Origin of the sequence: Streptomyces actinomycinicus (assembly GCF_016741775.1) — a bacterium.
In the GTDB taxonomy this organism is placed as follows: domain Bacteria; phylum Actinomycetota; class Actinomycetes; order Streptomycetales; family Streptomycetaceae; genus Streptomyces; species Streptomyces actinomycinicus.
Genome location: NZ_JAERRK010000008.1, coordinates 1 through 13,680 on the forward strand (window position 1 = coordinate 1; position 13,680 = coordinate 13,680).

Consider the following 13,680-nt stretch of genomic DNA (forward strand, 5'->3'; position numbering starts at 1 on the left):
GCGTCCCGGGACTCGACCCGTCCACCACGGCCCTCGTAGCCGCCTACCGCACTCTCAAGAACGTTCAGGAGAACTGATCATGCAGCTCGGTCTCATCGGTCTCGGCAAGATGGGCGGCAACATGCGCGAGCGGATCCGCCGCGCCGGCCACACCGTCATCGGCTACGACCGCAACCCCGACGTCTCCGACGTCAAGAGCCTCGCCGAACTGGTCGAGAAGCTGGACGCACCCCGCCACGTGTGGGTGATGGTCCCGGCCGGCACGGCCACCCAGACCGTCGTCGACGAGCTGGGGGACCTGCTCTCCCCCGGTGACACCGTGATCGACGGCGGCAACTCCCGCTGGACGGACGACGAGAAGCACGCCGCCGCCCTCGGCATCAAGGGCATCGGCTTCGTCGACGCCGGTGTCTCCGGCGGTGTGTGGGGCCTGCAGAACGGCTACGCGCTCATGGTCGGCGGCGACAAGGAGCACGTGGAACGGCTCCAGCCGATCTTCGACGCGCTCAAGCCGGAGGGTCCCTACGGCTACGTCCACGCGGGCCGGGTCGGCGCCGGGCACTTCTCGAAGATGGTCCACAACGGCATCGAGTACGCCATGATGCAGGCCTACGCCGAGGGCTGGGAGCTGCTGGAGAAGGTCCACTCGGTGGAGAACGTCCGCGAGGTGTTCCGCTCGTGGCAGGAGGGGACGGTCATCCGCTCCTGGCTCCTCGACCTCGCGGTCAACGCCCTGGACGAGGACGAGCACCTGGAGAAGCTGCGCGGCTACGCGGAGGACTCCGGTGAGGGCCGCTGGACCGTCGAGGCGGCCATCGACAACGCGGTGCCGCTGCCCGCGATCACCGCTTCCCTCTTCGCCCGGTTCGCCTCCCGCCAGGACGACTCGCCGCAGATGAAGATGGTCGCGGCGCTGCGCAACCAGTTCGGCGGCCACGCGGTCGAGAAGAAGGGCTGACTCCCACCGCCCCCTTCCTACGGGCCCTCCCCGCCCGCTGCCTGGGCCTGCCGCCCGAGGGCCGGCTGTTGAGCTGGCCCTCGGCACGGTGAGCCGGCCGCCGACGGAACACGGCCGCCCGGTGATCGCGGGCGTCACCCGCACGGTCAGCCGCCAGTAGCCGCGTGCCGGGCGCCCGGGCGCCCGGCCGCCCGGGGCCGTCGCGGCCGTCCCGGGGTGTGACGAACATCCCCGCGGAAACCAGCGGCCCTGCTTCTAAAATCACCGGCACGCGATCGGGCGCGCCGCCCGGGCGCCCCACGGCCGAAGGAAACCGATGACCAGCGTCGAAGAGCCGGCAAGACCCGGCGGGCGGGTGCGTGACGCCGCCCGTACCAGGGCCGAGATCCTCGACGCGGCCACGCAGGAGTTCGCCCGCGCCGGCTACGACGGCGCCCGGGTCGACGAGATCGCGGCCCGCACCCGCACCACCAAGCGGATGATCTACTACTACTTCGGCGGCAAGGAGCAGCTGTTCACCGCCGTGCTGGAGCGGGCCTACGAGGCCATCCGGGAGGCCGAGCGGCAGCTGGACGTCGAGCACCTGGACCCGGTCGCGGCGATCCGCCGGCTGGCCGAGCTGACCTTCGACCACCACGAGCGGCACCCGGACCTCATCCGCCTGGTCAGCATCGAGAACATCCACGGCGCCGAGCACATCACGTCCTCCGCGGGCCTCGGCCGGATCGGCTCCCCCGCGCTGGACGTGATCCGCCGCATCCTCGCCGCCGGCCGGGAGTCCGGGCTGTTCACGGCCGACGTGGACGCGGTCGACCTGCACGCCGTGATCAGCTCGTTCTGCTTCTTCAGGGTCGCCAACCGGCCCACCTTCGGCGCGCTGTTCGGCCGGGACCTGACGCACCCGGCGCAGCGGGAGCACTACCGGACCATGCTCGGCGACATGGTGATCGCCTACCTCACGGCGGAGCGCACGGCCGGCTGACGCCGTGGCCGGCGCCCGGCGTCAGCCGCTCACCAGCAGCTCGGTCCAGGCCGCCGCCACCCGGTCCAGCGCGTAGCTCTCCCGCACCTGGGCACGGGCGGCCTCCGCCGCGGACCGCCAGGTCTCCTGCGTCTCGCCGAGCCCGGCGATCGCCTCGGCCATCGCGTGCGGACCGTCGTGGATCCAGCGCCGGTCGTAGATCTCGTCGGCACCGGGCCACGGCAGCAGCGCCGGTACGGCGCCGGAGGCCATGCCCTCGGCGGGGGCGAGGTGGAAGCTCTCGTCGTCGCTGGTGGACAGGACGTGCCCGATCCGGCGCAGCCAGGCCGCCACGTCCGCGCCGAATTCGTCGAAGACGACCGCGCCCCTGAGCAACGGGGAGGTCTGGACCCGGCGCAGGACCGCGTCGTAGTGCGCGCGCTCCTCGGGCTTGTTCCAGATCCACCAGTACTCCCAGGGCGGTCTGGACTTGACCGACAGGTGCCAGCGCCGGTCCCGGGCGCGCAGCGCCTCGAGCACGTCCAGGCCGAGGTCGAGGCGCTTGCGGCTGGGTGCAATGCCGATCATGCCGAGCCGGTGCCGGGCGCCGGGCGCCTTGGGCCGGTCGAGCTGGTCGTGGTCGACCCAGTTCGGGACGACCACGACCTTGGACTCGGGCCAGCCGGTGTGCTCCAGGGTGCGGCGGGCGTAGAGGGGGCTGACGCAGACCACCTTGTCGACGGCGTCGATGTCGACCTGCCGCGGCCACTCGGCGTCGAGTTCGAAGCGGTGCAGCCGGATCACGAGCCGGCTGCCGCGCCGCTTGTGGCGGCTGTACCAGACGGCGGCCGGGCCGCACCACTCGACGACCACCACATCGGCCCAGTCGGCGAGTTCGCGGCTCGCGGCGGGATCATGCCGGGCCAGCGCGCGCCAGGCGTCGACGCGGACGTCGAGTCCGGGCAGGGCGTGGAAGTGGTCGAGGAGCCGGGTGAGGAACTTCAGGTCGTGGCCGGCGACGCCGACCCGGAGCGGGCGGGTGCGGTGGGCCACGGCGGCCGGTGCGGGCGGGAAGGCCCGCTCGAGGTGGGTGCGCCAGCGGCCGGCGGCGGCCCGGAGGGTGTGGCGGCGGGCGGCGTCCTGGCAGCGGGCCGCCGCGAGCCGGCGGGCCTCGGGGTCGCCGGCGGCCCGGGCCACGGCCTCGGCGGCGTCCTCGAGCCCGGCCCGGCCGGGGACGTAGAGGGGGTAGTCGGTGCCCAGCAGCGCCTCGTGGGCGGGCGTGCGGTTGAGTACGACGGGCAGGCCGAGGGCCCCGAACTCCAGTACCTTGGTGGACAGTTCGAGGCTCGCGTCGAGCCGCGGGTCGCGCCAGCCGAGGCCGAGGTCGCAGTCGGCGGCGATGCGCATGGCCTCCTCGCGGGGCTGTCCGCCGTGGTGGCGGACGCCGGGGGCGCCACCGTGCAGGGCGCGGAACATGGCGTCCTGGAACTCCGGGTGCGCCCGGTCGTGGTGGATCTTGTCGCCGACGGTGTGGAGTTCGGCGTGGACCCCCCGTCCGGCCAGCAGCGCCGGCAGCCGGGTCATGGGCAGGGTGTTCCACAGGGGCGCGAACTTGCCGGTGTAGACGAGCCGCAGCGGGTCGTGCGGCCGGTCGTGGACCGGCACCGGGAAGGCGGGCTCCGGAACGGCGGGCGGGCAGAGCACGCTGCGACCGCAGGCCTGCGGCACCCAGGTCTCCAGGAAGCAGCGCAACTCTTCGGTCTGGCACAGGAGTTGCCCGGAGGCGGCGGCGATGCGGGCGAGTTCCGCGCGGGACTGCTCGGTCATCGCCGCGGCGGACTGCGGGATGTCCGTCAGGTAGGCCCAGATCCGTCCGTCGAAGTGGCCGTCGGCGACGACCCTGCCGACGAGCCTGCGTCCGCGCAGGACGAGCAGGTCGCAGGGTTCCTCCCGGTCCAGCCGCGCGAGCAGCCGCGAGGCCTGCACCGGTGACAGGGGCCGGCCCGCCTGCCCGTCGACGAGCCGTTCCTCGGCGGGCCGCACGAGTCGTACGCCGGGCAGCCCGGTCAGCGGGTCGGTCAGCCGGCCGGTCTCCACAGGAGCCTTGAGCACCAGCCGGGTCTCGCAGCCGGCCATCGCCAGCGCCTGCACGGTCGACTGGGCCCACACGGCGGAGCCGTCGATGAGGTTGAGGTCCACGTCGCCGTAGACCAGTGCTCTTACCACGCGGCTCATGACGGCTCCTTCCCGCGCACGGCGAACAGGCGGTATCCCCGGCCGCACCAGGTCTCCGGTGGCGCCCCCGTGAGGTACAGGGCGCGGCGGACCAGCAGGGGCCGCCGCAGTGCCGGTACGAACGTGAGGTCGGCGTCGCCGGGCGCGTGACCCAGCGCGTCGGCGCCCGAGTACTCCTGGGCGCACATCAGGTCCAGCAGCAGGGTGTCCGGGCGTTCCTCGGTGAGGTCGGTCCAGTCGGCGACCCAGGCCGCGGTGGGCGGGCCGGTGCGGACGGCCACGCCGGCGCCGGCGAGTTCCTCCAGGCCCGCGGGGTCGGGGACGACGACTTCGGCGGGGCGGTGCTGCTGGCCGAGCACCTGCGCGACCAGACGGGCCACGTCGTGCCGGCCGCGGGGGGCGGCGAGCACGGCGACCCGGCGTCCGTCCAGCGGGTCGGGGGCGCCGACCAGCCGGGCGAGTTCCGCCAGCCGCACCCTGGTGCTGTCCCACTGGAACGCCTCCCGCAGCCGCTCCCTGCCGTCCGCGGCCGGGTCGAGCCGGGACAGCCGCACGCCGGTGTCGGCGTCCAGGACGGCGTCCCAGGCCAGGTGGGCGAGGCCGGGCGCGGCGGACGCCGGGGCGTCCCGCCACAGGACGGCCGAGCGGCCCAGGGCGCGTGCCTCGGTGAGGAGTTCGACGAGCCTGCGGTCGAGGTCAGGGGCAAGGCCGGTGCCGGTGAGCGACCAGGGGCCGTCCTGGGTGCAGGCGCTGAGCTGTACCACGACGGCGTCGGGATCGGTGCGGCGCACGAGCAGGCCGCCGTCGTGCGGGAGCGGGCGGTTCACGACGGCGTCGGCCGCGAAGTCCTCGGCGGTGCGGTCGGTGAGCACGCCCGCGATCACCAGCCGGTCGCGGGGGGCGCAGGAGAAGGCGCGGTGGACGAGGTGCAGGCGGTCGTCGGCGACCACGGCCGCGGCACCGTCCGCGGCCGCCGGAGACGCCGGAGACGCCGGAGACGCCGGGGCGGGTTTCCGCGTGGCACGCGCCCGCCACAGCCCGTACAGCTCCCGGGGCAGCCGCGCCGCCCTGTGCCGCGGCGACCGTGCCGCCGAGACCAGTGCCTTGCCGACTTGGAGCGAGGTCGAGCCCTCCAGCATGGTCACCCGGGCCTGCAGCACCTCGACGCGTGCCCGGGCCCCGCGCAGGGCGGAGGCCAGCCGTTCCTTCTCGCGTACGGCGGCGGCGAGACGGTCGGCGAGCCCGTCCTCGCGGACGGTGTCCCGGGCCCGTTCCGCCTCCTCCGCGCGGCGCTGCAGATCCAGGTGGCGGGCGCGCAGGGAGCGGGAGACGAGGTCGGCGAGGACGTACTCGCCGGCGGTCCGCAGGGTGGTGGCGAAGCCGCCGTCCGGCACCGGCCGCCCGAACCAGTCGTGCGGGGGCAGGAGTTCGTCCGTGCCGAGGCGGGCGAACACCGCGCCCGCGTGCAGGTGGGCGTAGTCGAGGGGGGCGGCCCGCAGCACCTGGCAGCGCTGGGCCACCAGGCCGTCCAGCAGCCGGTGGTAGGGCGGCTCGGGCCCGGGGTGGCCGAAGAGGAGCAGGCCCCGTGCGCCGGGGCGCATGCGCGCCAGCACCGCGAGGCAGCCCGCCTCGGTGCCGTGCAGGGCGGGGTCGGGCCCGTAGGACAGGAGCACCAGCTCCGTCGCGCCGATGTCCCGTTCGCCGTCGTCGCCGAGCAGGGCGACGCCGTCGGGGAGATGGACGTAGGGCTCGAGGCTCAGGCCGGGGCCGGCCGCGTCGACGACCGTGGTGACGCCGTCCAAGTGCGGGTGGAGCAGATCGGTCAGGCGCATCAGCGGATCCTCGTGAAGACGTGGAAGCCGACCTCGATCTCCCGGAAACGGTACGGCCGGAACTCGGTGTGCCGCAGGCCGAGGGGTTCGAGTGCGGCGCGGTAGGCGGCCGTCGGCCGGTGCAGGATGTAGTCGCCGCGGGCCCGGGGTACGGGCGTGTCCTCGTCGGTGAGGATCAGGCGGCCGGTGAGGCGGACCAGGGAGGCCAGGTTGCGCAGGGCCGCCGACCACTCGGTGTCGTCGAGGAGGTGGAAGAGCACGTCGACGCAGACCACGATGTCGTACGGCCACGGGCTGCGCCATGTGTCGAGCCGGGCCCGGGCGTAACGCGGGCCGCCGCCGGCCGCGCGGGCCCGGTCGACGGCCTCCTCGCTGGCGTCGAAGGCGTCGACGCGGTGACCGCAGCGGGCCAGGGCCCGCGCGAAGTGGCCCTTGCCGCAGCCGGCGTCGAGGACGAACAGCGGGGCCGCCGGGCTGCTGAGGTCGCCGACGAGGCCGAGCAGGGTGCCGAGGCGGAGCGCGTAGAAGAGTTCGTTGCCGGCCCGGTCGAGGCCGATGTGGCCGCCGGAGGCCAGCTCGTCCTGCTGGCGGTGGCGGGTGTCCCAGTAGTCGAGGGTGCCGTCGGTCTCAGTCATGGTGCTCCAGCCACCGGGTGACCACCCGGGCGATCCGGGGGCCCGCCTTGCCGTCCCACAGCGGCGGTCCCTCCGGGGGTGCGGCGGGTCCGCCGTCGAGGGTCTTGCGCAGGGCGGGGACCAGTTCGGAGTGGGTGACGAGGCGGTTGGTGCCGTGGGTGACGGTGACCGGGCGCTCGGTGGTGGTGCGCAGCGTCAGGCAGGGCACGCCGAGGACGGTGGTCTCCTCCTGCACCCCGCCGGAGTCGGTGACCACGGCGGCGGCCCCGCGCACCAGGCTCATGAACTCGACGTATCCGAGCGGTTCGAGCAGATGCACGCCCGGGGCGCCCTCCAGGCCCGCCGCGCGCAGCGCGTCCCGGCCCCGGGGGTGCAGCGGGACGGCGAGGTCCAGGTGGCGGGCCGCCTCGGTGAGCGCACGGGCGGCGGCGCGGGCGGCCTCGGGGTCGTCGACGTTGGCGGGGCGGTGCAGGGTGACGACGGCGTAGCGGCCGGGCAGCCCGTACGCGGTGCGGGCGGCTGCCGCGTCGAAGAGGTCCAGGTGGGTGAGCAGGGTGTCGATCATGGGGTTGCCGACGAAGTGCACCCGGGCCGGGTCGGCGCCCTCGCGGGCGAGGTGGCCGACGGCTTCGGGACTGGTGACGAACAGCAGCTCGGCCAGCTGGTCCACCAGGCGCCGGTTGACCTCCTCCGGCATCGCCATGTCGAAGCTGCGCAGGCCGGCCTCCACGTGGGCGACGGGGACGCCGAGCTTGGCGGCGGCCAGGGCGGCGGCCAGTGTGGAGTTGACGTCGCCGTAGACCACGGCGAGGGCCGGCGCGCGGGCGGTCAGCTCGGCCTCCAGCGCCACCAGGAGGTCTGCGGTCTGCCGGGCGTGACTGCCGGAGCCGACGCCGAGGTCGGTGTCCGGCCGGGGCAGGCCCAGCTGCCGGAAGAACACCTCCGACATCCGGGCGTCGTAGTGCTGGCCGGTGTGGACCAGGACCTGGTCCACACCGGCCGTTCCGAGCGCGGCGACGACCGGTGCCGCCTTGACGAAGTTGGGCCGGGTGCCGACCACATGGAGTACTCGGCCGTTCATGTCCTCGCCTTCCGTCGGCGGTCGAACGAGCGGGGATCGGGGGGGGGAGTCGGTGCCGGGCCGTCCCCGGCGCGTGCCCACGGCCGGAGCGCACCGGGCCGTGTCGGCCTACCGTGGCGGCATGTCCCGACATGTCCCCCGCGCTGTCAGTCTGGCCGCATCCGTGGCGTGGGGCGAGTTGCGCCACGATCCCGCCCGGGCCGCGCTGCTCGGCGTACGACTGCTGCCGGCGGCCGTGCGCCGCCGGGTGGGGCCGGTGGAGCGGTGGCTGTCGGCGCGGGCCCGTGCCACGGGTCCCGGCGCGGCGCCGTCCGCCGTCCGGGTGATCGCGCCCGCCGGGCGGCCGGTACGTCCCGTGCCCGGCCGGGTGCTGCATCTGGTGACCAACTCGCTGCCGTTCGCCCACGCCGGGTACACCGTGCGCACGCAGAAGCTCGCCGAGGCCCAGCGGGCCGCCGGGCTCGACCCGCACGTCGTGACCCGGATCGGGTTCCCGGTGACGCGCGGGGTGCTGGACGCCTCGCCGGTGCAGACGGTGTCCGGGGTGCCGCAGCACCGGCTGCTGCCCGCCCGGCTGCCGTACGGGCAGGGTGCGCTGCTGGCCCGCAACGCCGAACTCGCGGGGCGGCTGGTGGAGCGGCTGCGGCCGGCCGTGCTGCACGCGGCCACCGACCACGGCAACGGGCGGGTGGCCCTCGCCCTGCGGGAGGCCTACGGGCTGCCGGTGGTCTACGAGGTGCGGGGCTTCCTGGAGGAGACCTGGCTGACCCAGGACCCGGCGCGCAGTCCGCTGGATCCCGTGTACCGGACGCGGCGCGAGCTGGAGACGCACTGCATGCGGGAGGCCGACCTGGTGCTGACGCTGGGTGCGGCGATGAAGGCCGAGATCGTGGCGCGGGGGGTGCCCGGGGAGCGGGTGCTGCTCGTGCCGAACGCCGTGGACGGGATGTTCCTGGCGCCGCCGCCGGACGGGGCGCCGGTGCGTGCCCGTCTCGGTATCGCGCCGGACGAGTACGTGGTGGGCACGGTGAGCAGCCTGACCCCGCACGAGGGGATCGCTACGTTGCTCCATGCGGGTGTCGAGCTGAGACGGCGCGGAGTTCCGCTGCGGCTGCTGATCGTGGGCGACGGTCCGGAGCGCGGGGCGCTGCAGCGGCTGGCCGCCCGGCTGGGCCTGGACGACGGCGCCGTGCTGTTCACCGGCCGCGTCCCGCACTCCCAAGTGCGGGAGTTCCACGCGGTGTTGGATGTGTTCGCGGTGCCGCGCACCGACGAGCGGGTCTGCCATCTGGTGACCCCTCTCAAACCGGTCGAAGCGATGGCGAGCGGTCTTCCCGTCACGGCCAGTGATGTCACCGCCATGCGAGAACTGGTCGAACCGGAGGTTAACGGACGACTAATTCCCCACGGATCCCCCCTTGCCTGGGCAGATGCGATCGAAATGGTGCTTTACAGTCATAAGCGGCGGCTCGAATGGGGAGCCGCCGCTCGCGCGACGGTTGCGCGGGAACGCACCTGGGACCGGGTCGCCGCGACGACCCTCGAGGCGTATCGCTCTCTCGGATGCGTCTGAGGCCCCGCGCACCCTTACCAGTCCAGCCGTGAAGGCCGGGTGACGCCCTATGCAGGTCGAACGGATACAACCGCTCTGGCACGAGGAGCGGGACGACAGCGAACCGCTCGGGCACGAGGAGCGGGACGACAGCCAGCCGCTCGGGGACGAGGAGCGGGACGACAGCGAACCGCTCGGGGACGAGGAGCGGGACGGACCGGACGGCGACGTCGAACTCGCCGTGATCGGGCTCGGTTACGTCGGACTGCCGCTGGCCCGGGAGGCGTCCGCGGTGGGCCTGCGCGTGCTGGGCCTGGACCGCGACCCGCGCGTCGTGCGGGGACTGAACGCCGGACGTTCGCACGTCGACGACGTGTCCGACGAGGACGTCCGCCGGATGCGGGACGCCGGTTTCACCGCCACCACCGACGAGGCCTGCCTGGCACGCGCCCAGACCGTGGTCATCTGTGTGCCGACACCGCTGGGCGATGACGGCGGGCCGGACCTGGGCGCGGTCGTCTCGGCCGCCCGCGCGGTGGCCGGCAGGCTCCGCCGCGGCCGGCTGGTGGTGCTGGAGTCCACCACCTATCCCGGCACCACCGAGGAGGTCGTCCGGCCCCTGCTGGAGGAGTCCGGACTGCGCGCCGGCGAGGACTTCGCCCTCGCCTTCTCACCGGAACGCATCGACCCCGGCAACACCCGGCACGGGCTGCGCGAGACCCCGAAGGTGGTCGGCGGCTGCACCCCGTCCTGCGCGCTGCGCGCGGTGACGTTCTACGGCAAGTTCGTGGACATGGTGGTCCAGGCCAAGGGCACCCGCGAGGCCGAGATGGCCAAGCTGCTGGAGAACACCTACCGGCACGTCAACATCGCGCTGGTCAACGAACTGGCCGTCATCAGCAGGGAACTGCGCGTGGACGTGTGGGACGCGATCCGCTGCGCGGCGACCAAGCCGTTCGGCTTCCAGGCCTTCCGGCCGAGCCCCGGAGTGGGCGGCCACTGCATCCCCATCGACCCCAACTACCTGTCGTACAAGGTGCGTTCGTCGCTGGGCTACGAGTTCCGGTTCGTCGAGCTGGCCCAGGAGATCAACCGGCGGATGCCGGAGTACGTGGTGCGCCGCGCCCAGGACCTGCTCAATTCCGCGGGGCGCCCGCTGCACGGCTCCCGGGTGCTGCTGCTCGGGGTCACCTACAAGCCGGACGTCGCCGATGTGCGGGAGACCCCGGCGGCACCGGTGGCCCGGCTGCTGCGGGAGCGGGAGGCCGAGATCGCCTTCCACGATCCGCACGTCCGGCAGTGGTCGGCCGACGGGCGGCCCGTCCCGCGCGTCGGCGACCTGACGGCCGCGCTGCGCGAGCACGACCTGACGATCCTGCTCCAGGACCACTCCGCCTACGACCTGCCGGCCCTCGCGGACGAGGCGCGGCTGCTGTTCGACACCCGCGGACGGATCTTCAGGCCCGGCGTCGAGGTCCTGTAGCCCCCGCCTCGGCAACCGCCCCGCCCGGCGGGGAGTGGAAAGGCACCGCCATGCGGATACTCGTCGTCACCGTCGTCCACCATCCCGAGGACGCGCGGATCCTGCACCGCGAGATCGCCGCGCTGCACGAGCGCGGCCACGAGGTGGTGTACGCGGCCCCGTTCACCGCCCGTGGCACGGCCCCCCGGCCGGAGGTCGAGGGCGTGGACCTGCCCCGCGCGTCCGGCCGGGACCGGGTCGCGGCACTGCGCGCGGCCCGGTCGCTGCTGGCCGAGCGCGGCCCGGTGGCGGACGTGATCCTGCTGCACGATCCGGAGCTGCTGCTGGCCCTGCCCGGCACGCTGCGCCGCCTGCGGCGGGAGGGTCCGGCCCCGGTGACCGTGTGGGACGTCCACGAGGACACGGCGGCGGCGCTGGTCATGAAGGCCTGGGTGCCCCGGGTGCTGCGCCCGCCGCTGCGCACGGCGGTACGGGCGGCCGAGCGGCTGGCGGAGCGCCGGCTGCGGCTGCTGCTCGCCGAGGACGCCTACCGTTCCCGCTTCCGCCGGGCCCATCCCGTCGTCCCCAACCTCGCCACCCCGCCGGCCGGACCGCCGCCACCGCCCGGGAACGACCGGGTCGTCTATCTCGGGCAGCTGTCCCGGGCGCGCGGTGCGCTCGACCTGATCGCCACGGCGCGGCTGCTGGCTCCGGACGTCGGCGTCGAGGCGATCGGCGCTGCGGATCCCGACGTGCGGGACGCCCTGCAGGCGGCCGACCGGGACGGGGTGTTGCGCTGGCGCGGCTTCCTGCCCAACGACCGCGCCCTGGCCCGGCTGGAGGGCGCCCTGGCCGGCTTGTCCCTCCTGCACGACCAGCCCAACTACCGCCACTCCCGGCCCACGAAGGTCGTCGAGTACATGGCCCATGGCGTCCCCGTCGTCACCACCCCCACCCCGCTGGCGGCGGAGCTGGTCGAGCGGCACGGCTGCGGTCTGGTGGTGCCGTACGAGGACCCGCCGGCCGCGGCCGCCGCGCTCCGCCGGCTCGCCCGGGACAGCCGGCTGCGACTGGACGCGGCCCGGCTGGGACGCGCGGCCGCCCTGTCGGAGCTGAACTGGGGGCACCGGGCGGCGGGCTTCGTGGACCAGCTCGAGGCGTGGGTCGAGGAGGAGACGGCCGGGGTGCCGGTGGCGGCCGGCACGGCGGGCGCCGGCCAGGGGGTGGTCAGGGGCGCGCGGCGGCGTCGAGCAGGGGCCCGAGTTCCCGCACGACCGTGGTGAGGGGCCGTACGTCCCGCTCCGCACGCGCCATCAGGATGGCGCCTTCCAGGGTGCTGATCATCAGCGTGGCCAGGGACCCGGTGCGGGCCGCGGGGACTCCCATGCCGGTGAGGGCCGCGGCGAGCGGCTCCCGCCAGGCCGCGAACGCGGCGGCCACCGCCTCCCGGGTGGAGTCGCCGGAGGACGCGCAGTCGACCGTGGCGGCGGCGACCGGGCACCCCGCCCCGAAACCGTCCGCCGCGTACTCGTCGGTCCACTGCGCGGCCATCGCCGCGAACAGAGCGCTCGGGCTCGGTTCGTCCAGCCCCGCAAGGAAGCGTGCGATCCGTTTGCCCGCGTAAACCCCGGCCCAGGCGACGGCCTCGTTGACCAGTTGCTCCTTGCCGCCCGGGAAGTAGTGCTGGAGGGAGCCGCGGGGGGCGCCGGCGTGTGCGGCCACCTCGCGCATGCCGGTCGCGGTGACCCCGTCGCGCCGGATCAGCTGGGCGGCACTGAAGACCATCCGCTCCCGCGGTCCGGGACGCGCCTGCGTCATCGTCGACCTCCGTTCCTCGCCCTCACCCTATGACCACTGTCATAGCGCCCGCTACTATGACCACTGTCATAGTCAGCCCGTGCTGCGAAGGGCGGCCTCCCGTGCGCGTCGGATTCATCGGTCTCGGAGTGATGGGCCGGCCCATGGCCCTGCGCCTGGCGTCCGCCGGTACCCCCTTGCTGGTCTGGAACCGCACACCCGGCCGCGCCGAGCCGCTGCGGGCGGCCGGGGCCGAGGTGGCCGCGGACGCCGGGGAGGTGTTCACGCGGACGGAGGTGGTGCTGCTGATGCTCGCCGACGAGGCCGCGCTGGACGCGGTGCTCGGCCGGGGCACGCCCGCCCTGGCCGCGCGGGTCGCCGGCCGGACCGTCGTGCACATGGGCACGACCTCCCCGGAGTACTCCCGCACGCTCCAGGCCGAGATCCGCGCCGCCGGCGGCCGGTACGTCGAGGCGCCCGTGTCCGGCTCCCGGGTGCCGGCGGAGCAGGGGCAGCTGGTGGCGATGCTGGCCGGTGAGGAGGCCGCCGTGGCCGCCGTACGGCCGCTGCTCGCCCCGATGTGCCGGGAGACGTTCGTCTGCGGTCCGGCGCCGGGCGCGCTGCTGATGAAGCTGTCGGTGAACCTGTTCCTGATCACCCTCGTCACCGGGCTCACCGAGGCGTTCCACTTCGCCGAGCGGCAGGGCCTGGACCGCCGGCTGTTCCTGGAGGTCCTGGACGCGGGCCCGATGGCCAGCGGGGTCTCCCGGATGAAGGCGCCGAAGCTGCGCGAGCGGGATTTCGCGGTGCAGGCTGCGGCGCTGGACGTACTGAAGAACAACCGGCTGATCGCCGAGGCGGCCCGCGGGGCGCGGCTCGCCTCGCCGCTGCTCGACGTCTGCCACACGCTGTTCGAGGAGACGGTGGCCCACGGGTACGGCGGCGAGGACATGGTCGCCGTGCTCCGGGCGATCGAGGCACGCACCGCCGACGCCCGCCGGCCCGGCCGCGGGCCGGCCTCCGGGGATCCCGTACGCCCGCCCGGCGTACAGCCGCAGCACCGGCCGGCGCCCGCGGACCACGGCGGCCGGTAGCCGTCCCGGTCCGGATGTGTTCCGGGGACGTCCCGGCAGGGCGGGACCTTCCCGAAGGTCTCGTGGTGCGGGG

The 13,680-nt window shown here is 74.6% G+C and carries 11 protein-coding genes; 6 read left to right on the top strand and 5 right to left on the bottom strand.

The genetic code is table 11. The features are described from left to right. Window positions 1-79: 79 nt before the first annotated feature. Both gnd and JK359_RS17760 read left to right on the top strand, forming a co-directional pair. Window positions 80-958, top strand: a complete 879-nt coding sequence (gnd, locus tag JK359_RS17755) for a phosphogluconate dehydrogenase (NAD(+)-dependent, decarboxylating) (RefSeq protein ID WP_201836697.1) — start codon at window positions 80-82, stop codon at window positions 956-958. 316 nt (window positions 959-1,274) lie between these two features. Continuing rightward, window positions 1,275-1,940 (top strand): TetR/AcrR family transcriptional regulator, encoded by a 666-nt coding sequence (locus JK359_RS17760; protein ID WP_201836698.1) that lies wholly within the window; start codon window positions 1,275-1,277, stop codon window positions 1,938-1,940. Window positions 1,941-1,961: 21 nt separating this feature from the next. On the opposite strand, the gene JK359_RS17765 is transcribed toward JK359_RS17760, so the two are convergent. The 4 genes from JK359_RS17765 to wecB are packed head-to-tail and all read right to left on the bottom strand — an operon-like array spanning window position 1,962 to window position 7,702. Then, entirely contained in the window at window positions 1,962-4,154 is a 2,193-nt protein-coding gene (locus tag JK359_RS17765; RefSeq protein ID WP_201836699.1) for a glycosyltransferase, read from the bottom strand. After that, a complete protein-coding gene (locus JK359_RS17770; protein WP_201836700.1) occupies window positions 4,151-5,986 on the bottom strand; it encodes a hypothetical protein in 1,836 nt (611 codons plus the stop codon). The genes JK359_RS17765 and JK359_RS17770 overlap by 4 nt, the downstream gene beginning before the upstream one ends. Further along, on the bottom strand, window positions 5,986-6,621 hold the full coding sequence (locus JK359_RS17775) for a class I SAM-dependent methyltransferase (RefSeq protein ID WP_201836701.1): 636 nt from the start codon (window positions 6,619-6,621) through the stop codon (window positions 5,986-5,988). Before JK359_RS17775 ends, JK359_RS17770 begins: the two co-directional genes overlap by 1 nt. Further along, window positions 6,614-7,702 (bottom strand): non-hydrolyzing UDP-N-acetylglucosamine 2-epimerase, encoded by a 1,089-nt coding sequence (gene wecB / locus JK359_RS17780; RefSeq protein ID WP_201836703.1) that lies wholly within the window; start codon window positions 7,700-7,702, stop codon window positions 6,614-6,616. Before wecB ends, JK359_RS17775 begins: the two co-directional genes overlap by 8 nt. Before the next feature lie 121 nt (window positions 7,703-7,823). On the opposite strand from wecB, the gene JK359_RS17785 reads away from it, so the two are divergent. Genes JK359_RS17785 through JK359_RS17795 form a run of 3 tightly spaced genes read left to right on the top strand, consistent with a single transcriptional unit; the run spans window position 7,824 to window position 11,999 of the window. Beyond that, on the top strand, window positions 7,824-9,275 hold the full coding sequence (locus JK359_RS17785) for a glycosyltransferase (RefSeq protein ID WP_236678044.1): 1,452 nt from the start codon (window positions 7,824-7,826) through the stop codon (window positions 9,273-9,275). A 49-nt stretch (window positions 9,276-9,324) separates the two neighbouring features. Then, complete coding sequence (locus JK359_RS17790; protein WP_201836705.1) at window positions 9,325-10,737, top strand: nucleotide sugar dehydrogenase; 1,413 nt, start codon at window positions 9,325-9,327, stop codon at window positions 10,735-10,737. Between the two features lie 50 nt (window positions 10,738-10,787). Beyond that, window positions 10,788-11,999 carry a glycosyltransferase gene (locus JK359_RS17795; protein WP_201836706.1) on the top strand — a complete coding sequence of 404 codons (1,212 nt, stop codon included), beginning with the start codon at window positions 10,788-10,790 and terminating at the stop codon, window positions 11,997-11,999. Here the strand turns inward: JK359_RS17795 and JK359_RS17800 are convergent. Further along, a complete protein-coding gene (locus JK359_RS17800; protein WP_201836707.1) occupies window positions 11,944-12,534 on the bottom strand; it encodes a TetR/AcrR family transcriptional regulator in 591 nt (196 codons plus the stop codon). The genes JK359_RS17795 and JK359_RS17800 overlap by 56 nt on opposite strands. A 101-nt stretch (window positions 12,535-12,635) precedes the next feature. On the opposite strand from JK359_RS17800, the gene JK359_RS17805 reads away from it, so the two are divergent. Then, complete coding sequence (locus JK359_RS17805; RefSeq protein WP_307788163.1) at window positions 12,636-13,607, top strand: NAD(P)-dependent oxidoreductase; 972 nt, start codon at window positions 12,636-12,638, stop codon at window positions 13,605-13,607. Window positions 13,608-13,680: the final 73 nt, after the last annotated feature.

What these genes read in the sequence shown, in the direction of transcription:
- gnd (WP_201836697.1), top strand. Translation starts at nt 80, where the DNA reads ATGCAGCTCGGTCTCATCGGTCTCGGCAAGATGGGCGGCAACATGCGC.
- JK359_RS17760 (WP_201836698.1), top strand. Translation starts at nt 1,275, where the DNA reads ATGACCAGCGTCGAAGAGCCGGCAAGACCCGGCGGGCGGGTGCGTGAC.
- JK359_RS17765 (WP_201836699.1), bottom strand. Translation starts at nt 4,154, where the DNA reads ATGAGCCGCGTGGTAAGAGCACTGGTCTACGGCGACGTGGACCTCAAC.
- JK359_RS17770 (WP_201836700.1), bottom strand. Translation starts at nt 5,986, where the DNA reads ATGCGCCTGACCGATCTGCTCCACCCGCACTTGGACGGCGTCACCACG.
- JK359_RS17775 (WP_201836701.1), bottom strand. Translation starts at nt 6,621, where the DNA reads ATGACTGAGACCGACGGCACCCTCGACTACTGGGACACCCGCCACCGC.
- wecB (WP_201836703.1), bottom strand. Translation starts at nt 7,702, where the DNA reads ATGAACGGCCGAGTACTCCATGTGGTCGGCACCCGGCCCAACTTCGTC.
- JK359_RS17785 (WP_236678044.1), top strand. Translation starts at nt 7,824, where the DNA reads ATGTCCCGACATGTCCCCCGCGCTGTCAGTCTGGCCGCATCCGTGGCG.
- JK359_RS17790 (WP_201836705.1), top strand. Translation starts at nt 9,325, where the DNA reads ATGCAGGTCGAACGGATACAACCGCTCTGGCACGAGGAGCGGGACGAC.
- JK359_RS17795 (WP_201836706.1), top strand. Translation starts at nt 10,788, where the DNA reads ATGCGGATACTCGTCGTCACCGTCGTCCACCATCCCGAGGACGCGCGG.
- JK359_RS17800 (WP_201836707.1), bottom strand. Translation starts at nt 12,534, where the DNA reads ATGACGCAGGCGCGTCCCGGACCGCGGGAGCGGATGGTCTTCAGTGCC.